General features: G+C 40.8%; 18 protein-coding genes and 1 pseudogene. 4 read left to right on the plus strand and 15 right to left on the minus strand.

The window, feature by feature from the left end:
* Nucleotides 1–10: 10 nt before the first annotated feature.
* From GM920_RS19075 to hutU, 5 genes are all read right to left on the minus strand, one after another.
* On the minus strand, nt 11–403 hold the full coding sequence (locus GM920_RS19075; RefSeq protein WP_182960465.1) for a response regulator transcription factor: 393 nt from the start codon (nt 401–403) through the stop codon (nt 11–13).
* Nucleotides 404–668: 265 nt separating this feature from the next.
* A complete protein-coding gene (locus GM920_RS19080) occupies nt 669–2114 on the minus strand; it encodes an SDR family oxidoreductase (protein WP_182960467.1) in 1446 nt (481 codons plus the stop codon).
* Nucleotides 2111–3415 (minus strand): ABC1 kinase family protein, encoded by a 1305-nt coding sequence (locus GM920_RS19085; protein ID WP_182960469.1) that lies wholly within the window; start codon nt 3413–3415, stop codon nt 2111–2113. The genes GM920_RS19080 and GM920_RS19085 overlap by 4 nt, the downstream gene beginning before the upstream one ends.
* A gap of 5 nt (nt 3416–3420) precedes the next feature.
* Nucleotides 3421–4074, minus strand: coding sequence for a TetR family transcriptional regulator C-terminal domain-containing protein (locus tag GM920_RS19090; protein WP_182960471.1), 654 nt, complete (start codon nt 4072–4074; stop codon nt 3421–3423).
* 138 nt (nt 4075–4212) lie between these two features.
* Nucleotides 4213–5865: a urocanate hydratase gene (gene hutU, locus GM920_RS19095; RefSeq protein ID WP_182960473.1), complete on the minus strand. Its 1653-nt coding sequence runs from the start codon at nt 5863–5865 to the stop codon at nt 4213–4215.
* 48 nt (nt 5866–5913) lie between these two features.
* Here hutU and GM920_RS19100 point away from each other — a divergent pair, with 48 nt between their 5' ends.
* Both GM920_RS19100 and GM920_RS19105 read left to right on the plus strand, forming a co-directional pair.
* Nucleotides 5914–6273: a hypothetical protein gene (locus tag GM920_RS19100; RefSeq protein WP_182960475.1), complete on the plus strand. Its 360-nt coding sequence runs from the start codon at nt 5914–5916 to the stop codon at nt 6271–6273.
* 285 nt (nt 6274–6558) lie between these two features.
* Nucleotides 6559–8901, plus strand: a complete 2343-nt coding sequence (locus tag GM920_RS19105) for a TonB-dependent receptor (RefSeq protein ID WP_182960477.1) — start codon at nt 6559–6561, stop codon at nt 8899–8901.
* 81 nt (nt 8902–8982) lie between these two features.
* Here GM920_RS19105 and hutH read toward each other — a convergent pair whose 3' ends face one another.
* Nucleotides 8983–10488, minus strand: coding sequence for a histidine ammonia-lyase (hutH, locus tag GM920_RS19110; protein WP_182960479.1), 1506 nt, complete (start codon nt 10486–10488; stop codon nt 8983–8985).
* A gap of 85 nt (nt 10489–10573) precedes the next feature.
* On the opposite strand from hutH, the gene GM920_RS19115 reads away from it, so the two are divergent.
* Complete coding sequence (locus GM920_RS19115; protein WP_182960481.1) at nt 10574–11563, plus strand: alpha/beta fold hydrolase; 990 nt, start codon at nt 10574–10576, stop codon at nt 11561–11563.
* On the opposite strand, the gene GM920_RS19120 is transcribed toward GM920_RS19115, so the two are convergent.
* Both GM920_RS19120 and GM920_RS19125 read right to left on the minus strand, forming a co-directional pair.
* Nucleotides 11558–12337, minus strand: a complete 780-nt coding sequence (locus GM920_RS19120; RefSeq protein WP_182960483.1) for a M90 family metallopeptidase — start codon at nt 12335–12337, stop codon at nt 11558–11560. The two genes, GM920_RS19115 and GM920_RS19120, sit on opposite strands and share 6 nt — an antisense overlap.
* A gap of 3 nt (nt 12338–12340) precedes the next feature.
* A complete protein-coding gene (locus GM920_RS19125; RefSeq protein WP_182960485.1) occupies nt 12341–13354 on the minus strand; it encodes a Gfo/Idh/MocA family oxidoreductase in 1014 nt (337 codons plus the stop codon).
* A 117-nt stretch (nt 13355–13471) separates the two neighbouring features.
* Between GM920_RS19125 and GM920_RS19130 the strand changes: the two genes are divergently transcribed.
* Complete coding sequence (locus GM920_RS19130; RefSeq protein WP_182960487.1) at nt 13472–13840, plus strand: hypothetical protein; 369 nt, start codon at nt 13472–13474, stop codon at nt 13838–13840.
* 76 nt (nt 13841–13916) lie between these two features.
* Here GM920_RS19130 and GM920_RS19135 read toward each other — a convergent pair whose 3' ends face one another.
* From GM920_RS19135 to GM920_RS19165, 7 genes and pseudogenes are all read right to left on the minus strand, one after another.
* Nucleotides 13917–14597, minus strand: coding sequence for an OmpA family protein (locus GM920_RS19135; RefSeq protein ID WP_182960489.1), 681 nt, complete (start codon nt 14595–14597; stop codon nt 13917–13919).
* 181 nt (nt 14598–14778) lie between these two features.
* Nucleotides 14779–15477, minus strand: a complete 699-nt coding sequence (locus tag GM920_RS19140) for an ABC transporter ATP-binding protein (RefSeq protein ID WP_182960491.1) — start codon at nt 15475–15477, stop codon at nt 14779–14781.
* Nucleotides 15474–16952 carry a DUF5687 family protein gene (locus GM920_RS19145; protein WP_182960493.1) on the minus strand — a complete coding sequence of 493 codons (1479 nt, stop codon included), beginning with the start codon at nt 16950–16952 and terminating at the stop codon, nt 15474–15476. The genes GM920_RS19140 and GM920_RS19145 overlap by 4 nt, the downstream gene beginning before the upstream one ends.
* Before the next feature lies 1 nt (nt 16953).
* Nucleotides 16954–18234 carry a replication-associated recombination protein A gene (locus tag GM920_RS19150; RefSeq protein ID WP_182960495.1) on the minus strand — a complete coding sequence of 427 codons (1281 nt, stop codon included), beginning with the start codon at nt 18232–18234 and terminating at the stop codon, nt 16954–16956.
* Between the two features lie 249 nt (nt 18235–18483).
* Nucleotides 18484–19695 (minus strand): annotated as a pseudogene (locus GM920_RS19155) (DEAD/DEAH box helicase); the annotation flags it as partial.
* Nucleotides 19696–19817: 122 nt separating this feature from the next.
* Complete coding sequence (locus GM920_RS19160) at nt 19818–20600, minus strand: DUF4197 domain-containing protein (protein ID WP_182960498.1); 783 nt, start codon at nt 20598–20600, stop codon at nt 19818–19820.
* Nucleotides 20587–22539 carry a YfbK domain-containing protein gene (locus tag GM920_RS19165; protein ID WP_182960500.1) on the minus strand — a complete coding sequence of 651 codons (1953 nt, stop codon included), beginning with the start codon at nt 22537–22539 and terminating at the stop codon, nt 20587–20589. The genes GM920_RS19160 and GM920_RS19165 overlap by 14 nt, the downstream gene beginning before the upstream one ends.
* Nucleotides 22540–22565: the final 26 nt, after the last annotated feature.

Here is a 22565-nt window from a genome sequence, read left to right on the forward strand (position 1 = left end):
GTTTTAAGATTTAGTAAACTTTTCCTGCGAGGATGCCCTCAATTCTATCCAGTAAATCGTCGATGTCAAAAGGTTTAGCCAGGAATCCATTTGGTTTAAAAGCACCATGTTGAATATTGGATTCGGTATACCTGGCGGAAATCATGAGCACTGGAATTTCAGCAGTACTGGCATCAGATCTGAGTTGCGTTAGTAGCTCTCTGCCGTCCCCATCAGGGAGCATAATGTCCATAATGACAAGGTCTGGTCTGGATTGTTGGATATGCGTCATCATGTTGATGCTTTTATTCAGGCCAGTTACTTTATACGCTTCGCTTTGTAAAATCAGAGTGATGACATCAAGAATGGCATGATTGTCTTCAACGACGAGTATGTTTTTGTAAATTTTAGAGCTTTTTGCCAAAATCGAGGGGGTTGGATGTAATACAAATATATTTAACAGGATTGATTTGTTTACAAATTTCTTGGTTTTTATCAACAGATTTTGGTAAAAATCTTTAGCTATAGGCAATAGACTGCAATGAGGGGCGTTGTCCGGAATAAAGTAAGAAATATTGCTTTATTGTAGCAAAAAAACAACCCTTAATGAAACCTTTTGTACTTTTCTGTGTCTTAGTATTAAGTTTTAGGTTTTTAGAGAAGGTGCAATTGTGGCGATTGTGCCTTTTTTATTGTCCTTTGAATTGGGTAATTTCTTTGGCCATACCATTGAAAAGGAAAATGTGAAATGGAAACATAGCATACCAGTAAATTCTTCCCCACAATCCTGAAGGCCGAAAGGTGGCAATCTGAGATAGAAAATAATGCCCATGGAATTCAACAACTTTAAACTCTAGCCAAGCTTCTCCTGGGACTTTCATTTCTGCAAAGAGTAATAAACGCTTGTGCTGCTGATCTGCCAGTAGAACGCGCCAGAAATCGAGTACATCGCCAGCTTTTAGTGAAGTGTTACTTGTTCTTCCCCTGGAAGTACCTACACCGCCCATTAATTTATCGAAAAAGCCCCTTAAATTCCAAAGCCAGTTGGCGTAATACCAACCCCTGTCTCCTCCAATGCTCCAGATGTTTTCAAAGACCTCCTGTGGATTTCGTTCAAAAGGCATTTTAACTTTATATTCTAAGGTGCCATTTTGTGGAACTTTGACCTGATCCATAAAGCTAGTGTCGAGATAACCGCGGTTTAAGGCGTCTTTCCAGCTGGAAACAATAGAATTTTGCTCAATTTTCTCGAAAGCAAGTCGGAGGTTTTCTTGGTAAGGCAAACAATGACCGGGAACAACGCTATGGATATTATTTTCTTTGCATATGACCTCATTTTTCATGCTGTCTACCAGGCTTCTTGCTAAGGTATACGGCACTGAAGTAACCATGTTCAACCATAGGGAAGATAAACGGGGAGTAAGTAAGGGTAAGGTGATGATGAACCGTTTTAAATGGCGAACTTCTGCGTATTGCAACATCATTTCTCTATAACTCAGAATGTCGGGTCCGCCAATGTCAAAAGTCTGCTGGATGGCATTTTTATTTAACAATACACCACTTAAATAACGGAGTACATCTCGGATTCCAATTGGTTGGCATTTTGTTTTGATCCATTTTGGAGCTACCATGACAGGCAGTTTCTCCGTCAGGTCTCTGATAATCTCAAATGAGGCACTTCCAGAACCGATAATGATCGCAGCTCTTAATATAGTAAAGGGAGTTCCAGATTGCTTTAATACTTCTTCTACAGCCAATCTGGAACTTAAATGTTCCGATAGTCCGGGATCATTGACAATTCCCGTAAGGTAAATCACCTGTTTACATGAAGTCGTTTTGAGGGCATTTACAAAATTTTGCGCGGATGTAGTTTCCAATTCGGAGAATCCATGTTCTTTGGCAGACATCGAGTGTACCAGGTAATAGGCCACATGAATATCGGTTGGAACAGCGCGCAGTGTTTCAGGATTTAGCAGATCTCCGGTGATGATTTGTACCTGATCACCAAAATCAGAAGCCTCCGAAAATCGCCTTTTATCTCGCACCATACAGACTACTTCATGGCCTGCTGCTAGAAGAACAGGGAGTAATCGGGTACCGATATAACCATTAGCACCTGTCAACAGGATTTTCATTTTAGCGTATGGGGTTGAAAAGTATCCGTATGTACTACTGATTTTAGTTCCTGCAGGATGGTGTATAGGCCAAAATTGGTTCGGTTTACATAGATGAAATGTTTCACTCCTCTGGCCTGTTTAAATTCAGGCATTGTGGCTACTTTCTCAGCATATTTATACAGTTGTTCAAAGAATTCAGGCTTACTAAAATCGAAGGTTTTGCTCGTATAAGGTCTGGCAAATAACTCAATCATTTCACGGTATGCTTTATAATAAAATTCGACCTGATTTTCTGTATCCTCAGGATGGATCATCTCCAATTGACGGAAGGCTGCAATTGTTTTCGCTTTGTCCTGGAGCACATCACTTGAAATTAAGGAGAAAAACGGATAGTAAAAATCATCTGGCATTTCTTTGATACAGCCAAAATCAATCACCCCTAATTTCTCATCTGGGGTAATCATGAAGTTTCCTGGATGCGGATCAGCGTGCACTGCTCTCAGCTCATGTTGCTGGAAGTTGTAAAAATCCCATAATGCTTGTCCGATTTTATTTCTTAGGGCTTGGGAAGGATTAGTTTTCAAGAACTCTTTGAGGTGTAAGCCCTGAATCCAGTCCATGGTGATGATTCGTTTTTTGGAAAGTTCCGGGTAATATTTTGGGAAGACCACATTTTGGAGGTGACTGCATGCTTCAGAAAATTCGATAGACCTGCGCACTTCAAGTTCATAATCTGTTTCTTCCAGTAATCTTTCTTCTACTTCTTTGATGTAAATATTGAGCTCTTTTTCATTCATTCCCAATAAACGAAAGGCAAAAGGTTTTACCAATTTCAGGTCCGAAGAAATGCTGTCTCCAACACCTGGGTATTGAATTTTAACGGCTAAATTCTTTCCATTGAGTTCCGCTTGATGTACTTGCCCAATGGAGGCCGCATTGCTGGAATGAAGGTTGAATTTATCGTAAATCTGCTCGGGAGTCTTTCCAAAGTATTTACTGAACGTTCGAACAATGAGTGGTCCGGAAAGGGGAGGTGCATTGTATTGGGACTGTGTAAACTTGTCGATATAGGATTTTGGAAGGATATTTTTATCCATGCTCAGCATCTGGGCAACTTTCAAAGCGCTGCCCTTGAGTTCACTCAGCGATTTATAAATGTCGGTTGCATTATCCTCATTTAGCTCATCTCTGCTCAGATCAGGGTTGAAAAGTTTTTTGGAATAATGCTTAATATAATTACCGCCAATCTGGATTCCTGTTTTTACAAATTTCGCTGATCTCTGTCCTTTCGTTACCGGAATACGCTCTTGTTCTTTCATGAATTTTATAGTCCCACCTTTTCTTTAAAGTTTCCATTTCTGGAAAGAAATTTCCCATATTCCAGGAGATTGTCTAGCGGAGAGCGCTCAAAAAGGTCGAAAGTTACATTCACTCCTTTTTCAATGACTTCATCAGTTTTTTCGAATCCGGCACTGTCATCTGTGGTCCAAAAGTTAATGATAAAGCCAAATTGTACCCATACTGCATCTTTATATCGCTTACTTAAAAATTTTCGGTTGGCCAATTCTCCACTTTCTAATCCTTCATTGATGACGCCTTCTGAAAAATTCTCAAAAATAGGTTTAACGCCAGATAAAACTTCTGGTGTGCCAAACTTATTCTGGTGTTTTTTTAAGCTATAAATGATGAAACTCCTATGCTTTCTTAAAACTTCTACGTAACTGTAAAAGAAGGAAAGGATTTTCTCTCTTGAGGAGTATTGGTTCCAGACCTCCTGCGATTCAATTGCAGTAATGGTCTCGAGTGTAAGCTCTACCCATAAGTTCTTCTCAATACTTTCGAAAGAGGGGTAGAAATCATAAAAGTCAGTCTCCGCAATTTTTAGTTTCTTGACGAAGCTGTAAACGGATGCTGGTTGTTCACCGTTTAGGAGCACATAATCAATGTACCCGTTTTTGATTTGCTGAGCAGTTGCCATTTCTTTTTATTTAATAAACGTTAAAGCGGTCTGCTTAGTTTCGCAGACCGCTCAATTTAGCTTATTATTCGATCACGGTTTTGTAATAAAAACGTAGGGCGATAAAAAGAAATAAAATGAATTAAGAAAACACAAGGGTTATAAGCCTAGTCTATGCTTTCTTAAAGTATCTTTTGCAATATCATAACCTGCATCGGCATGTCTGATCACACCCATGGCAGGATCATTATGCAATACACGTTTGATTCGGATTGCGGCATCTTCAGTACCATCGGCAACGATCACCATTCCAGCATGTATAGAATACCCGATGCCGACGCCACCACCATGGTGTAAGGACACCCAGCTGGCACCACCAGCAGTATTGATCAGTGCGTTTAAGATTGGCCAGTCAGCTACCGCATCAGAACCATCTAACATAGCTTCCGTTTCCCGATTTGGAGAAGCTACAGATCCTGTATCTAAGTGGTCTCTACCAATTACCAATGGTGCTTTCACCTTGCCATCAGCCACGAGTTTATTAAAAGCCAGTCCAGCTTTCTCTCTTTCACCTTGTCCGAGCCAACAGATTCTTGCCGGCAAACCCTGGAAAGCGATGCGTTCCTGCGCCATTGTAATCCATTGTTTCAAACTCTCATTCTCTGGGAAAAGTTCCAGAATTAGTTTATCTGTTTCATAAATATCTTGTGGATCACCGCTAAGTGCTGCCCAACGGAAAGGTCCTTTTCCTTCGCAAAATAATGGACGGATATAGGCAGGAACAAAACCGGGAAAGTCAAAGGCATTGTTTACGCCTGCTTCCAGTGCTCTTCCGCGTAGGTTATTGCCATAATCAAAGGTAATGGCGCCACGACTTTGCAACGTTAACATCTGGCGAACATGTTTAGCCATCGTTTCGTAACTCTTTTTTACATAGTCTTCCGGATCTGATTTGCGCAATTCATTGGCCTCTGATACGGTTAATCCTTCTGGGAAATAACCAATTAATGGATCATGCGCAGAGGTTTGATCTGTCAGCGTATCCGGGGTAATGTTGCGGTCGATTAACCGTTGAAGTAGGTCTACTGCGTTGCAAACGACACCAATCGACAATGCTTTCCCTTCTTTTTTATAGTGTAGGGCTTTATCAATAGCCGCATCGATGTCATGCTCAATTTCGTCAATATAACGGGTTTCCAGGCGCTTTTGAATGCGCCATTCTTCCACATCTGCAGCGAGGCAAACGCCCTGATTCATGGTAATCGCCAAAGGTTGCGCCCCACCCATACCACCCAATCCTGCAGTTACATTTAATGTGCCTTTCAGATTGCTGTTGAAATGTTTTCTGGCGAGTGCAGCGTAAGTCTCATACGTTCCCTGAACGATTCCTTGCGAGCCAATGTAAATCCAGGACCCTGCGGTCATCTGACCATACATCATCAGTCCTTTATCTTCTAGCTCATCAAAATGTTTTTGCGTAGCCCATTTGGGAACCAGTTGTGAGTTGGAAATTAATACTCTTGGGGCATCTTTATGCGTCGGTAAGACGCCGACAGGTTTCCCAGATTGGATCAATAAAGTCTCCGTATCTTCTAAATTTTGAAGAGCTTTAATGATTAATGCTAAAGCTTCCTTGTTTCTGGCAGCTTTTCCACGGCCTCCGTAGACGATTAGGTCTTCAGGGCGCTCGGCTACATCAGGGTCAAGGTTGTTCAGGAGCATACGTAAAGCAGCTTCCTGTACCCATCCTTTACAAGTCAATGTATTTCCGGTTGGGGTTTGTCTTTTACTTAAATCTAAACTTAAATCCATTATGCGGTCATGTAAGGGCAATGTTATAAAACAAATGTATGTAATTATGTGAGATTGCGTATTTTAGCTTCGAAATTGAAACAGCGTCGGCAACATATCCATAAAATAATATCCATAGCCTTGCTTTGGGTGTTTGCGATAGCTTTGACGCCATTTAGTGCCTTCCATCATCATGAGGAAGAAGTACAATGCCAAAATGAAAAAGTTTGTACCCATAAATTACATGTGGGTAGTCATGTGGAAACCTGCCTGGTTTGTGCCGCACATTTTGAAAAAAACTACCTTCAGGAACAAACTCAATTTCAGGTTTACCTGGAAACCATACCTGTCATCAAGCATTATGCTTTGTTAACGGGATCTTATACCGAACTCATTAGCACCTCACTTCGAGGACCCCCTGCCGTATAGTCATTTTCTTTGCCCTTAAGGATATTACCTTGTTATTTGATCAAATAATGGTCAATAGCGATTGGTAATGCGCGTATACATTGTTTTATTAGGATTTTTATTTGCTTTTCAATTGGTTCAGCGGTTTGTCTGAACTCTTGTATGCGGCCCTAATTTCAAAACTGTGATACTGATCGAAGGGACTAAAATCATTTTCCAATTAACATTTGTTATTTATAAAATCGTTGACCTCGGTTAACGTGATGTTTTGCACTTTTTTAACAAAACATGATACACTCGAAACACATGAAAAAGATACATCTAGTATTAATGGTCTTACTATATACGTTATTCTCGGTTCCCGTATTTGCCTCGGGATGGACAAAAAATCCCTTTGGAGGGATAGGGTTTAAGACTGGACTGGCGGAATTTAAAGGTAAAGTAACTGATGCCGACAACCAAGAGCCGCTGGTTGGTGCAACTGTTTATATCAGTGACTTAAAAGCGGTTACCAGTACCAATGCAAAGGGGGAATTTACTTTAAAAAATATCCCTACAAAAGGAAGGTTCCTATTGGAAGTCCGCTTCGTTGGCTATAAGACCTTTTCGCAAATGGTAGACCTGAGCACGCTGAATAAGCTGAATATCACACTTCAACCTTCTGCGATAGAAAGTGCAGAAGTTGTTATCACTGGATCACCCTTTAGCTCAAATAATAAAACCAACAGCTTATCCGTAGTCTCGATAGGGAAAGATAAGCTGGCACAAGCGGGTGGAACAAATTTGGTAGATGCCATTTCAAAGGTTCCCGGCATCTCGCAAGTCAGCACTGGAGGTGCAATTTCCAAACCAACCATTCGCGGCTTAGGCTATAACCGTGTATTGACTATGGTAGATGGTGCAAGGGAAGAAGCGCAGCAATGGGGAGATGAGCACGGTATCGAAGTGGATCAATTCTCTGCCGCCAGGGTGGAAATATTAAAAGGCCCTGCAAGTTTACTTTACGGTTCTGATGCATTGGGTGGAGTGATTAATATTATTGATGACCTTGTCCCTCCTCCGGGAACGTTTAACGGCGATTTTACAACTTCTTATGCAACAAATAATGGACTGTCTGCCTCCTCATTGATGCTGCAGGGAAATGACAATGGTTTTGTGTATCGGGGTCGTGCTTCTTATAAAAATGCTTATGGTTTTGCCTATAAAGATGCTGTAGTTCCAAATTCGGGTTTTAACGAATTTAATTTGAACGGGATGGTGGGCTTAAATAAAAGCTGGGGATATTCTCATTTGACATTCTCTCGCTTCCATACTAATATAGGTTTGGTAGAGCACGGGCCCAACGAGCAGGGCCAGTATGTAAATGATGAAGGTGAAGTGATTAGTAAAGCAGAAGCCCAGGAGCGTAGAATTGGATTACCTTTCCAGAATATTAATCATTATCGAGCAGCATTAAACAGTAATTTTATTCTGGGTAATGGACAGTTGAAAACAACTTTTGCTTTTCAGCGTAATATGAGAAAGGAGTTTGAAGAAAGTACAACAGAACCAGGACTAAATTTGAACCTGAACTCTTATACCTATGATGTAAAATACTACTTTCCAAATGCAGGGAAATGGGAACCAGCAATTGGTGTTCAAGGTATGTACCAGAACAATGTGAACAAAGGCGACGAGTTTTTAATTCCTGATTATAATAGCAACAATATTGGTGCTTTTGTATACCTGAAACGTAATTTCGAAAAAGGAGCCATCAACATCGGTGCACGTTATGACTACAAGAAGGTGAATGGAAAAGGACTAGATGTAGCTGGGGAACCTTTATTTACGGCTTTCGATAACCAGTTTTCGAACGTTTCGGGATCAGTAGGCTTTGCCTATGAGGTGGCAAAAAATCTGGTGCTTAAAGGAAATGCAGGGTCAGGATTTCGCGCACCAAATATTGCGGAATTGGCTGCCAACGGCCGCCATGAAGGTACATTTAGGTATGAAATCGGAAATTCAAAGCTAAAACAAGAAACCAGCTTACAATTTGACCTTGGATTGGAATACACTGCTAATTCTGTTACTTTCGGACTAAACGCTTATGCCAATCGCATTTATAATTACATCTACGCAGGGAATTTCAATAATGAAACTACAGGTGTTAGCGATGGAAATGGGATGACAGAAACATTGCCCGTCTACCGTTTTGTACAAACTAATGCAGACCTGATTGGAGGAGAAGCATCTTTGGATTTCCATTTGATAAAATCACTACATTTTGAAAACTCTTTTGCTTATGTGAAAGGAACGAATCGTGCAGACGATCAACCTCTGCCTTTTATCCCTGCAGCATCCATTAATAATGAATTGCGTTTTGAACCAACGGTAAAAGGACTTTCGGGAACTTATATGAAAGTTGGCCTAACCAACGTGTTGAAGCAATCGCGTTTTGATAGCTTTGAAACCGAAACGGAAGGTTATACGCTATTAGATGCAGGAATCGGAACTACCATCAATACTAAAAAAGGGAAATTGAATGTTTGGGTAACCGGACAAAATCTTTTGGATAAGAAATATTTTAACAGCTTAAGTCGGTACAAAATGGAAGGGATTTACAATACCGGACGTAATGTAATATTTGGCATTAGTGTGCCATTCTTATAAGAATCATATAGGATAGAAATAAACATAAAATGCCCCCAAATTTTTGGGGGCATTTTTATGGAGTAATGAATATGTAATAGGCTATTCCTCCCTATTCAATAGGACCTCTTTTGTCCTTAAAAAGGCTACAGAGGCGGCGATATCAACTGCCAATAAACGATCGGCCTCATTAAAAGAAACAAGTTCCCTATAAGCGGATAATAAGTTTTCTATAGCTTTAGAGGAACGCGCAGGTTTTCTGAGGTCTAAAGCCTGTGCTGCAGTTAGTAATTCTATCGCTAAAATTCTTTCCAGGTTATTCACCACCCTTAGGCATTTTGTTGCTGCATTTGCACCCATGCTCACATGGTCTTCCTGGCCATTACTGGAAACAATGCTGTCTACTGATGCCGGTGTACACAGTTGTTTGTTCTCACTGGCAATAGATGCTGCGGTATATTGGGTGATCATTAACCCAGAATTTAACCCGGCATTTTTTACCAGGAAGGGAGGTAATCCTCTTTGTCCGGAAATCAATTGAAAAGTCCGCCTTTCAGAGATGGAACCTAGCTCTGAAAGGGCGATGCAAAGGAAGTCTAGTGTTAAAGCCAGTGGCTGACCATGAAAGTTTCCTGCAGAAATAATGCGGTCTTCCTCAGGAAAAACATTGGGGTTATCGGTTACAGAATTGATCTCTGTTTCAAATACCGATTGGATATAATTGATACTGTCCTTACTTGCCCCATGGACCTGTGGCACACAGCGAAAGGAATAAGGATCTTGGGTCTGCTTGCCAGCTCTGCTGATCAGCTCGCTTCCCGAAAGCCATTTGCAAATATTTGCTGCAGTATGAACCTGTCCAGCATGTGGTCTAATCACATGGCTAAAAGTTTCAAAAGGATCGAGTCTGCAATCAAAACCATCTATGGACATTGCGGCAATAGTATCTGCCCAATTCATTAGGCTTTGTGATTTCAATAAGCAAAACACTCCGTAAGCACTCATAAATTGGGTTCCATTGATTAAGGCGAGTCCCTCTTTAGATTGTAGTTTTAAAGCTTCCCAACCTAATTTATCATATAGTGTTTTGGTGGTTATTTTCTCTCCCTGGTACCAGACTTGTCCTTCTCCGATGAGTGGTAAGGCCAGGTGTGCAAGAGGGGCCAAGTCGCCAGAAGCACCTAAGGAGCCCTGTGTATAAATGATTGGTAAAATATCGTGGTTGTAAAAGTCGACCAAGCGCGAGACCGTAGCCGTAGCAATGGCAGAATGTCCATAACTCAGTGATTGGATTTTTAAGAGTAACATCAATCTTACGATCTCTGGAGCAACCTCTTCACCGGTTCCACAGGCATGAGATAAGAGTAAGTTGTGTTGTAGTTGAGAAAGCTTCTCTGCTTCGATTTCAACATGCTGTAAATAACCAAACCCGGTGTTTATACCGTAAATTGGGCCCTCATGGCGCTTTAACTTGGCATCTAGATAGCTCCTGCATTCTTCTATTTTTGCGATGGCTGCATCGGATAATTGTAGCAATTGTTTTTCGGCGATGACTCTGGAAATTTGATCCATAGTTAACCGCTCCAAACCTATTTGGTGACTGCTCATACATTTTATATTTCCCCAAAAATATAAATAATGCTTAAGTTTAGAACTTTCAGTTCCTAATATTGTTTTCCCTAAAATTACCATTATGTTTTATAAGAAAGTAGCCCTCTATCTGTGCTTATTTTTCAGTGCCACAGCGTGTTTGGCACAACAAGCAGATACCCTCTCTATCAGCTTAGAAAACGTTAAATACCCTTATCCGGTCAAGTATTTCTCTATCCATACCGAAGGTCAGGATTTAAATATGGCCTATATGGATGTGGCACCAGTTGGTAAAGCCAATGGTAAAACGGTTGTTTTGTTACATGGTAAAAACTTTGGTGGATACTATTGGGGCAGTACCATAAAAGCATTAACCGATCGTGGATTTAGAGTATTGGTGCCAGATCAGGTTGGATTTGGCAGGTCTTCCAAACCATATATTCATTATAGTTTTCATCAGTTGGCACGCTGGAATAAACGGTTGCTAGATACTTTAGGCATCCAAAAAGCAAATATCCTTGGCCATTCGATGGGTGGGATGTTGGCTACACGTTTCGCGTTAATGTATCCTGAAAATACAGAGAAGTTATTGTTGGAAAACCCGATTGGCTTGGAAGATTATCGCAATTTTGTCCCTTATGTTAGCACCGACCAACAATACCAAACGGAATTAAAGGCGACAGCAGAGAGCGTTAAAAAATACTACCAAAGCTCTTATTTCACTGTTTGGAAACCAGAATATGACGAATTGGTTCGCATTGCTGCTGGTATGACTAAAAGCGCAGATTTCCCAAGATTGGCTAGAGTGAATGCCATGACTTATACCATGATTTATGAACAACCGGTAGTTCAGGAATTTGTTAACGTTCGTGTTCCTACAGTGCTTTTCATTGGAAAAGAAGATAAAACGATTGTAGGAAAAGGATTGTTAAGTCCTGATCAGCAAGCTTTACATGGACAATATCGGTTTTTAGGCAAGCAGACGGCAGCTAAAATTCCGGGAGCTAAGATTGTGGAGTTTGAAGGCTGTGGGCACATTCCACATATAGAAGTACCCACAGAATTCAATGTTGCATTATTGGGTAGTCTATAAAGACTTGCCCGCCAGGTCTTGTGAGAATATCCCGGATAAGCTTTCGTAAAGTTCCGGGTGTTTCGATTTAAACTGATCTGGCTTTTCAAAGAAATACTCGGATACTACCGCAAAAAACTCCGCTTCATTGGTGATCGCATAGGGGTTAATGTCTGATTTTCCTCTTTCAATTCTTTTCATTTCTTCATGGATCATTCGAACCCATGGTACCACATACTCATGTTTGATCAGGTTTTCAGGAACACCATCGGTAGCGCCATCTGATTTATCCAGCAAATGAACAAATTCATGGATGGCCGTATTTTCTTTATCTGCGGCATTGGAAAAACCTTTGATCAATGCTGCTCTGGATAAAATCATTTGACCGTTCATATAACCAGAACCGACCATTCCTAGAATATTTCTGGAGCTGCCTTCATATTGGAAGTCCTCATTAAAAGTATCAGGATATAAGAGCACATTCGTCAGGTTGCGGTAATGCCAATCGTCGAAGCCAAATACAGGGATAACTGCACTTGAAGCGATTAATAATTTATCCAAAACTGTAACCGGAGTGCCTACGCCTTCAATTTTCACCTCTGCCAGAAACGCAGAAATACGTTGCTCAAACCGCAGGCGATCATCAACGGTGAGGTGTTGGTAATAAGTTACGTGTTGGAATAATAGCTGCTTATCAGCCTCGCTTAAACTTACATAATTGTGGCGGTTGTCTTTTCTAAAGATAAAATAGATGACCAGAAGCAAAATTGGGATCAGTATAAAAAATGCCTGCATCGGTTAAGCCTCCAATATTTCCAGTTGTGTAATCACTTGTTCTTCCGTTACCGGATAAGGTTTTTCATTTACAATGGTCTGATAAACTGATTCAAAAAGTGGAAGATAGCTTCCTTTTAAAGCAGGGATAATTTGTGTCGTCCTATGGCCGGTTTCATCTAATAGATATAATTTGCCTTCGGTTCCCGGCTCTTCAATCCCATAAGCAGGGTCATTTACCTTCATTCCTGCTAATAATTGAGCTTCCTGAGCATCTGCCCTCACCTTATGCAAAGAGCCATTAGTTCCATTGATCACAAAAGCAGGTAAGGCTTCTACCACCATCATATTGGAATGCACGAAGACATTGACACTATTCGGATAACTCAAATGAATAGAGAAATAATCATCTACCTGTGTATTTACACGGTTTTTACCCAGAATTTTATGGAATGATTCCGGTTTACCAAAAATACTCAAAGCCTGGTCTAGCAAATGTGGGCCAAGGTCGTACATCAGGCCAGATGCCGGAATCGGATCCTCTTTAAAGCTTTTTATACCTATTGTAGAACGATAACGGTCGTAGCGGAAATGTACTTCACTTAATTTACCGAGTTTTCCACTTTCTATCACTTGGCGGACGGCTGTAAAATCACTGTCCCACCTCCTGTTTTGATAAAAAAGGACTTTCTTATCCAGCTCTTTTGCCAATGCAAGAATCTCTTTTGCCTCTTCAGCAGTTGCTGTAAATGGTTTTTCTACTAGGATATGTTTCCCCGCTTTTAATGCTTTCTTAACATACTCATAGTGGGTGTAATTTGGTGTATTGATGATGATCAACTCAATCTGCTCATCTGATATTAAATCTTCAATCGTGTTGTAGCTGATGATTCCTGGATAATCTGTGGCCGCATTTTTCTGATTTCTCTCAGTTACGGCATGAAGTGTAAATCCGGGGTGTGCATCCACAAAAGGCGCATGAAATACTTTGCCGGACATTCCGTAGGCCATAAGGCCTGTTATTATTTTTTTTTCCATAGGTACAAATCTCTTTTTTAACTGATCAGCTGATATAGGCTAAAGTAATAAAACCGCTGGCTAAACCCTTAATTTTATTGTAATAAAGCGCAGCCGCTTAATTTGTATCTTTGCCTTATGAAACCTGCAGAAATACATGCAAAATGGAAAATTTTGCAACAAAAGATAGCTCAGGAGTTTGATTCTGATGTACCCGACCTAAAGGTGATGCTATTTTTAATCGGTGTGCAGGAGTTAGGCAAAGGACCTGGCAAGTATAGTAAACGACAAAAGGAAGAGTTAATGCATATCGCAACCTGCCGTTTGTTAAGTGAAATGGGGTTTTATGAACTGGAAGGATTAGACCAGGATGGATGGCCACATTGGAAACTCTTAAAACCCGTTCCCTCATTTGCGATGATGGAGCAGGAGTTGCTACTGAAATCGCTGACAGTATCTTATTTTGAAGATATCTACGGTACTGCAGAAGAACAAGAAGCAGAATAAAATCTAATCACATAAAAAAACCCGAAGTACGAAGTACGACGGGTTTTTACTTTATAGGTAGATGTGGATGTACTAATTATTTGCCTTGTTGTGTTGCTTGTTGTTTCAACTGATCATTGGCAACAATAACTACCTCAACTCTACGGTTGGCAGCTCTTCCAGCTTCGGTGCTGTTGTCAGCAATTGGCTCAGACATACCTTTTCCGATAGTGATTAAACGTGCTGCTGGAACACCCTGAGATACTGCATAAGCTTTAACAGCTGCTGCTCTTCTCTCAGAAAGAGCCATATTATAAGCCTCTTTTCCTACGTTGTCAGTATGGCCAATTACTTTAATATCCGTTCCTGGATATTTAGTAAGAGAAGCAGCTAGTGATTGTACATTGGTTTTAGCAGCAGGGGTTAAATCAGATTTGTCGAATCCAAAAAGGATACCACTATCAAACTTCACAATAATACCTTCACCTTCACGAATTACTTCAGCATTAGGGATCGCATTCTGAATCTCTGCAGCTTGTTTATCCATTCTTTTTCCAATAAATCCACCTGCAGTACCACCAACAGCAGCACCAATGATAGCCCCAACAGCAGTATTACCTGCTTTTTTTCCGATAAGAGCACCTAGAACACCACCTGCTGTAGCACCAATACCTGCGCCCTTTTGTGTTTTAGTTAAGCTATCACAGCCTTGGAATGTCATTGCACCCATTGCTAATGCGATACTAAATGCTGCTATTTTAAATTTTGAAGTAACCATAGTTTTATAATTTATTTTACTCAGACCGTTAATCAAACGGAATGCCAACTTTCGTGTTTTGTAAAATTATTGTGTCATAGGAATAATTTAACAGGCAAATGTCATCAAAAAGCAAAGCCAGGTAGGGAAACCTGGCTAAAAAGAGAAAAATACTGACTATAATTCTGTACAATGCCAGTCTTTACTCTGCAAAATAAGCTTCCAATTCGCTTAATGTATTTTCTGTTTTGTGTATATCTTTAATAATCAGTCCTTTTTCCATTAAGATGATCCTGTCACACACGTCAGTGACATGGTTCAAATCATGACTGGATATCAGTGTCGACATCTGACGTTCTTCTTTTAGCGAACGGATTAGTGTTTTTAAGCGGATCTGTGTTGTTGGGTCCAGGTTTGCAAAAGGTTCATCCAAAATCAACAATTCCGGATTTTGCATGAGGGAAGCGGCTATCCCTATCTTGTTTTGATTTCCTTTCGAGAAGTCTCTGATGTACTTGCCCTTATTCAAGATCTCTCCATTAAAGAAATCTTGAAATTGTAGAAGGTAATCGGAAACATGCGCTGCGGTCATCTCATGGAGTCCACCGATAAACATGAAATATTCTTCTGAGGTGAGGTAATCAATCAGAAAACCCTCGTCAAGGTAAGAAGCAGTATAATTTTTCCATTGGTCATGTCGATCAACTAGTTCCCCTTTAGAGCGAATTTCTCCGGCAGTAGGTCGGATTAGGTCCAATACCATCCTAAACATTGTGGTTTTTCCTGCGCCATTGTTACCTACAATGCCCACTGTTTCCCCAGCATTGATCTGTAGGGATTCAATATTGACCACGGTTCTGTCACCGTAAGTCTTTTTTAAGTTTGAAATTTCTAAAATCATGATTTTTCTCTAAAGCCAGCTGCAATTTTGTATTTTCTCTTATTAAACTCTTTAACTAAAAAATCTACCCAAAACCCACGGGTCAGAAAGGCGGCAAGGCCGCATAACCCTAAGGCCAGTATCCCCCAGTAAGGATGGCCAGTTAGTGAAAAAGGAAGGAAGATCAAGTATGGACATAAAAAATAGGGGATTCCCAATACCCACTGACTAGCACCTACACCTTGGTAATTAAAAGCCGCACCTTTACTAATATCGATGGCTTTAAAATTTCGCGTGGCAAAGTACAGGACAATGACGGTTCCTATTCCGATATTATAAAAATACGCGGCACAGTGAACCACTAGTATTTTCCAGCTCATGAATCCATATAAACAGGATAACAGTGTGATGAATGTGGAGAATAATGTGAATAATAGGAACTTAGCCCTGATGAAGTCTTTGATGTCAATTTTATTCGCCATCAGGCCGTCGAAATGTGCAGCCTGCCAGCCAAACATAAATTGGCCGTACATGCTGATGGTATTTCCTGTCATAAAAACTGCGGCAAAAAGAATAAAGGCAAGCTTGTCTTTGTCTAGCACATCTTTTTTATAAAACAAGAAGCCATAAAATAATAAAAGTAGACTCATAGTTACTGCAGAGCGACTTCTTTTATTCCTTAGGATAAGCTTGATTTCGAGAGCAACCAATGCACCAACCTTTCCAAAACGATCCAAAAAAGGATAGTCTGTGCTGGACTTCTTCTCTTTACTACTGCTCAGCTCCTCTACATATAGGTTGCTGCGCAGATACCTGGCATTTCCTACAAACATCATGACTGCAAATGTGGTAAAACCCAATGCGGCGAAAGGATGATCGGCAATAAAGCTAAAGACCTCGTTTGAAATCGCGGCAATAGAAAATATTTTAAAATACTCCAGTAATCCGAGTCCAACAATACACAATAATAGAATTGGAACTAGTTTCAAGTTTTGAATACTCAGTCTTTTAACATATAATGCCGCATAGTTGTTAAAGATCATCAACGAAAAGATGGCAATCACATACATTAATGCAGTTAATGGACCATAAACTCCAGATATTGCTGTTGCGCAGAATGGCAGAAACAAAAATAATGGTAATACGTTAAACGCAGAAAACAACGCACTTACATTTAAAAAGTTAACAATCTTTCTTTTTGGGATTCTCAAATGAAGGTAGGGGACAATGCTCATGGTGGGCAAATCCTGCAACTGTATCCTCATGAGGAAATCAATAGCGAAATAGTAAAGAATTAAACCGTTAAAAACTTCAAATACATCTTTTTTTGGGAAGATCTGAGTAATAAAACCTTCCAATCCGATCCCCAGGAAAATTGCAACCCCCAGTAGATATAAGACTACAAATCCGATGAGCAACTGCGTAGCAATTGTTCCACCTTTATTTTTTGAACGCCAAAAGGCTTTCCATTGATGGTCCAGAAAGGTTGAAAGCATATTAATAGTTGTATTTGTTTTTCCAGTTTTGTCTTAGTTTCTCCCTCAGCTTATCTTCCGCAGGGTTCTTTCCTGGGTCATATAACTTAGTGCCACTTAACGATTCAGGAAAATACTCCTGTTCTGAGAAATTTCCTTCAAATCCATGTGCATATTGGTAGTCTTTACCATAGCCAATATTTTTCATCAGCTTCGTTGGCGCATTACGAATATGTAATGGGACTGGTAAATTGCCAGTTTGTTTCACCAAAGCCTGTGCTTTATTTATCGCCTCATAAGATGCGTTGCTTTTCAGGGAGGAAGCCATATAAGTTACGGCTTGCGAAAGAATGATTCTTGACTCAGGATAGCCGATTACATTGACTGCCTGAAAACAATTATTGGCCATTAAAAGTGCGTTGGGATTGGCATTGCCGATGTCCTCAGATGCCAGGATCAATAACCTTCTCGCGATAAAAGAAGGATCCTCACCACCTTCAATCATCCTAGCCAGCCAATACACAGCTGCATTTGGATCACTTCCCCGAATACTTTTTATAAAAGCCGAGATGATGTCATAATGCTGTTCTCCAGCTTTGTCGTATAAAGCCAGGTTCTGCTGGGCATGTTTTAAAACATTTTCATTAGTGAGCACAATCGAATCTCCACCAATGCCATTAATAGCAATTTCCAACACATTTAACAACTTTCTGGCATCACCGCCAGATAAGCGGATTAATGCCTCGTGTTCTTTAATCGTGATCTTTTTGTCTTTTAAAACGCTATCCTGTTTGATTGCAGTTTGTAATAAACCGGAAAGTTCTTCCTCATCTAGGGATTTTAAAATATAAACCTGTGAGCGCGATAGTAAAGCGGAGATAACTTCGAAAGAAGGATTTTCTGTAGTAGCTCCAATCAGCGTAACCAATCCTCTTTCTACGGCACCTAATAGGCTGTCTTGTTGTGATTTGCTGAAACGGTGGATCTCATCGATAAAAAGAATCGGAAGACCCATGAAACTATTTTTGAGCGCTGCCGCCCGGTCGATCACATCCCTAATGTCCTTCACGCCGGAATTGATGGCGCTCAGATTAAAAAAGGGACGGTCTAAAGTTTGGGATATAATATAAGCAAGTGTAGTTTTCCCAACACCAGGCGGGCCCCAAAAAATCATTGATGGGAGTTGCCCGCTTTGAATGGCTTTACGCAATACGGCATCAGGACCTACTAAGTGCTGCTGACCCACATATTCATCCAGATTTTGAGGGCGCATACGCTCTGCTAAAGGAGGTAGGTTTTGCATAATTAGTAAATTTAATTCCTATTCTTTTGTTGGAGCTGCTGTGCCTGAAACAGGGGTTGCAGTGCCGGGCGCAGGAGTTGTTTTTGTTTTTACACTGATGGGAGCAGGAGTTTCCTTAACAAGAACATTTGCAGGAGCAGGTGTCGCTGTTTCCGTGCCTGCAGCAACCGAATGAGCAGTAGACGGACTTTCTGATCTCCCTGAAACAGTTGTACTAGAACCTGCATTTGCTGAACCTTTTCCTTTAGGTTTTTTGCCCCAAACTTTACGCTGTGGCTTCTTACGGTCATATTTCTTTTCTGAAGATAGACCATCGGTTGCATCCGCCGTAACTGGTCCTAAATGTTCAGGAAGTGGCATTCTGTCTATAGTCTTGTCAATTAGCTTTTCAATATTCGCAAATTTACGCTTGTCTTTTTCATTCACCAAGGTGATGGCAGTACCGGTAGTTGCGGCTCTGGCCGTTCTTCCAATCCTGTGGATATAATCTTCCGGATCATGGGGTACGTCATAATTGATGACCAAACTAATGCCTTCTACATCAATTCCTCTAGACAATACATCAGTTCCAATTAATACCGGAACACGTTTATTTTTGAATTCCGATAAAATCGCCTCCCTTTCTTTTTGTCCCAGATCTGAATGAAAAGCCTCTGCTTTGAATCCTAGTCCTCGGAAAACCTTACCCAGATTCTTCACTTTTTCCTTCGTAGAAGCAAAAATCAGAATACTCGGGAAGTCTACATTTTTCATCAATTCGGTCAGTAATTTTACTTTCTGAGAGTCATGAACAAGGTAAGCTTGCTGGTTAATTCCCGCTGCAGGTTTAGAAATCGCAATACTGATTTGTTCAGGCTCATGAAGTAATCTACCCGCAAGGGTTCTTATTTTTGGAGGCATCGTTGCAGAGAACAATACCGTTTGTCTTTTCTTTGGAAGGAAGCTCACGATGCGCATAATGTCATCATAAAAGCCCATGTCCAGCATCCTGTCTGCCTCATCTAATACCAGGTGCTGCAACTGATCTAGTTTCAGTAGTCCTGAAGAAAGATGGGAGATTAAACGTCCTGGAGTGGCAATGATGATATCAACACCTTCGCGCATAGAGCGTTTTTGCTGCTCATAGGCTATCCCATCTCCACCGCCATAAACCGTTAGGGAGCTGATGTTCGTGAAATAGGAAAGTGCTTCTACCTGTAAATCTATTTGCTGTGCAAGCTCACGTGTAGGCGCCAATATTAAGGTATTGTTGTGACGGTTTTCTGTCATGCTGATCATATTCATGATCGGCAAAAGGTAAGCGCCGGTTTTTCCTGTCCCTGTTTGCGCGCAGGCAATTAAATCTTTTTTATCTAGAATTAGCGGAATAGCGGCTGTTTGAATAGGTGTCGCATTGCGAAAACCCATGGCTAATAAACCCTCTAATAAATCAGGGTTAAAATTAAAATCTTTGAAATCCAATATACTTCTATGTTGTTAGTATTATCCTATAAAAGTAACCTTTTATTCATTAGTTGTCTAATGTTTTTTATAAGGTTTAGTAGTTGCATGGGCTTGATTATTAATTTATAAGCCCATGTGTATTATTTTTTCTGGTCGGCATAACCAAATACTTTTTGTAAAATCGGTGTTGATCTTGCGCCAAGATTGTCTCTGATTTTAAGCTCTTCCTGTGCCACCTGGATAAACATCCCGTCGATCGCTTTTTGAGCGACATAATTGGAAAGGTCGGTGTTTACCGGTTTAACCATCGGGATTTTATTGTACTGTTTGGTGGCATCGCCCCAATATTTTGCCGCGCCAACTTTGCTCAAGCTGCTGGTGATGACCGGTTGGAATTTCTCCATCAACTGCGAAGTGGTTACTCTTTTGAAGTAGTTGGTTGCAGCATCCTGCTGACCCAATAAAATATTGGTCGCATCGGCAATTGTCATCTGCTTAATGGCCGAAACAAAGATCGGTTTTGCCTCTTTCGCGGCATCCTCCGCAGCTCTGTTTAAACTCAATACCACATTGTCAGCTAAGGAACCTAAGCCAATGCTACGTAAGGTCTTTTCTACCTTTTCTGCTTCTGGTGGGAACAGGATTTTTACAGCAGCATTGCCCATAAAACCGTCTTTGGCGGACAGTAGATCTGCACCTCTGCCGATCCCTAACTCTAAAGCTTCTTTAATCCCAAGGCCGATTTCGGAAGTGCTGGGAGTGCCTGATGTGCCGGTCAGGGTATTTGATTTATTGCTTGTTGCCGGTTTTGTGGCTGCGGTTACTTTTTTTAAAATATTACCAAGTTTTGTTTGACTTTGAGCTTCGATACTGCTAAGACTAATTAAGCAAGTGGCGATCAAATAGATGCTATTTTTTTTCATTGAATTTGTTTGTGTTTTCAATACTAAGCAAATCTTTGGCCAATAAGGCGGTCGACTTTACTAATTTTATAAACTCTGCACGGTAACCTTCTGTATCCTTACCCTGTGCATCCTGCGCAAGGCGAATCACCTGCGCAAAATTAGCTCCTTGTTTAAACTCCGATTGGCGTAATAACAGGCCAAACTCTGCCACAGCGGCAGCAAATCGGAAATTATCACTGGCACCGCTAAATGGGAAGGACGTATCTAACACTGCTTTTTGCAGCAACTTGCTTTTGTCGCCATCAGGTTGTTTATAGCGAAGTTTTACGGTTAACATTTCCGGACTGCTGCTGTTGCTGCCTAATATTTTATTCTCCTGATACTTTAAAGGATCAATAGAAGGAGTAAAGCTACTTTTAACGCCATAAGGAATAATTTCATAAAAAGCAGTGACCGTGTGTCCGGCACCCATTTCACCCGCATCTTTACGGTCGTCATTAAAGTCTTTGTCTTCCAACAAGCGGTTTTCATAACCGATTAATCGGTAGGTCTGAACTTTCGAAGGGTTAAATTCTACCTGTAATTTCACATCCTTTGCGACGGTAAATAAAGTGCCGCCAAACTCATTGATCAATACTTTTCTGGCCTCTGTAATGTTGTCGATATAAGCATAGTTGCCATTGCCTTTATTGGCAAGCGTCTCCATTTTGCTGTCCTTGATGTTGCCCATTCCATAACCCAATACGGTTAGGAAGATCCCGCTTTTTCTTTTTTCTTCAATTAGTGTTTCCATTTCCTTGTCGCTGGAAAGGCCAACGTTGAAATCTCCATCCGTGGCAAGGATGACCCTATTGTTCCCCTTTTTGATGAAATTTTCTGCTGCGACTTTATAGGCCATTTCTAAACCTTGTCCGCCGGCAGTGGCACCTCCTGCCTCTAATTTGTTCAGCGCATCTTTAATGGTTGTAGTTGCAGAACCAGGTGTTGAAGGAAGAACCAAAGCCGATCTTCCGGCATAAACCACAATTGCCACTCGGTCTTCAGGACGCAATTGATCTGTCAATAATTTGAAAGAAGAAACGAGTAAAGGCAATTTATTAGGTTGAGCCATTGAGCCTGATACATCTATCAGGAATACCAAATTGGCAGCCGGCAAGCGGTTTGTTTGTATTTTCTTTGCCTGTAAGGCGATTTTTACCAGTTTATGCTGGGGATTCCATGGTGCCGTGGCGATTTCGGTCAGGATATTTACCGGATCAGCTCCGCTTGGTTGCGGATAGTCGTAATCAAAATAATTGACCATTTCCTCAATCCTGACCGCATCTTTGGGAGGCAATCCACCGTTGTTCAAGTAACGGCGTATATTGCTGTAAGCCGCCCCATCTACATCTATTGAAAAAGTAGAAAGCGGCGTTTTATTGGGCGCCAGAAAGGTGTTCTCCGCAATAGCCGCATAACTTTCTGTATTTCCATAATGGCCAATGATATTCATGCCCATTCCCAGGTGACTATCATACTTTTTTTGTCCGTAATTAGGACTGGCCAGGCCACGTATCATAATAGTCTTTTGTGGGCCTTTTGTCAGGACCATATTTGAAGCATTTGCCTGTGCACTCTGGTTGATGATGCTGATTTCGTTCATGATAGGTTCGTGTTGCTCCATCCCTAAGCTCATTTGAACATTCAATATGGTTTTCTTAACGATGCTGAGTCGTTGGGATAGATAGCCGGATTTATCAAAGCATAATTCCTGATCCCCATTTTCTAAAAGGATCACATAATGACCATCTTTATCGGTCCATACTTGTTTACTGCCAGAGATATTACTGACCCGTACACCGGTAATAGGTTTTTTATGACCAATCTCGGTTACTGTGCCTTCTATTTTTTTTAATGCTGCAGCATTAAATCCAAGAAGTATAAGCACAAGGAAAATGGGGAAGAATAGCTTTTTCATAATTTCGTTGATTTACAGAATGATGT

It is taken from the genome of Pedobacter gandavensis (assembly GCF_014172405.1).
Taxonomy (GTDB): domain Bacteria; phylum Bacteroidota; class Bacteroidia; order Sphingobacteriales; family Sphingobacteriaceae; genus Pedobacter; species Pedobacter gandavensis.

Coding starts and splice junctions, on each gene's coding strand:
- GM920_RS19080 (WP_182960467.1), bottom strand. CDS start 2,114: ATGAAAATCCTGTTGACAGGTGCTAATGGTTATATCGGTACCCGATTA.
- GM920_RS19085 (WP_182960469.1), bottom strand. CDS start 3,415: ATGAAAGAACAAGAGCGTATTCCGGTAACGAAAGGACAGAGATCAGCG.
- GM920_RS19090 (WP_182960471.1), bottom strand. CDS start 4,074: ATGGCAACTGCTCAGCAAATCAAAAACGGGTACATTGATTATGTGCTC.
- hutU (WP_182960473.1), bottom strand. CDS start 5,865: ATGGATTTAAGTTTAGATTTAAGTAAAAGACAAACCCCAACCGGAAAT.
- GM920_RS19105 (WP_182960477.1), top strand. CDS start 6,559: ATGAAAAAGATACATCTAGTATTAATGGTCTTACTATATACGTTATTC.
- hutH (WP_182960479.1), bottom strand. CDS start 10,488: ATGAGCAGTCACCAAATAGGTTTGGAGCGGTTAACTATGGATCAAATT.
- GM920_RS19115 (WP_182960481.1), top strand. CDS start 10,574: ATGTTTTATAAGAAAGTAGCCCTCTATCTGTGCTTATTTTTCAGTGCC.
- GM920_RS19120 (WP_182960483.1), bottom strand. CDS start 12,337: ATGCAGGCATTTTTTATACTGATCCCAATTTTGCTTCTGGTCATCTAT.
- GM920_RS19125 (WP_182960485.1), bottom strand. CDS start 13,354: ATGGAAAAAAAAATAATAACAGGCCTTATGGCCTACGGAATGTCCGGC.
- GM920_RS19130 (WP_182960487.1), top strand. CDS start 13,472: ATGAAACCTGCAGAAATACATGCAAAATGGAAAATTTTGCAACAAAAG.
- GM920_RS19135 (WP_182960489.1), bottom strand. CDS start 14,597: ATGGTTACTTCAAAATTTAAAATAGCAGCATTTAGTATCGCATTAGCA.
- GM920_RS19140 (WP_182960491.1), bottom strand. CDS start 15,477: ATGATTTTAGAAATTTCAAACTTAAAAAAGACTTACGGTGACAGAACC.
- GM920_RS19145 (WP_182960493.1), bottom strand. CDS start 16,952: ATGCTTTCAACCTTTCTGGACCATCAATGGAAAGCCTTTTGGCGTTCA.
- GM920_RS19150 (WP_182960495.1), bottom strand. CDS start 18,234: ATGCAAAACCTACCTCCTTTAGCAGAGCGTATGCGCCCTCAAAATCTG.
- GM920_RS19160 (WP_182960498.1), bottom strand. CDS start 20,600: ATGAAAAAAAATAGCATCTATTTGATCGCCACTTGCTTAATTAGTCTT.
- GM920_RS19165 (WP_182960500.1), bottom strand. CDS start 22,539: ATGAAAAAGCTATTCTTCCCCATTTTCCTTGTGCTTATACTTCTTGGA.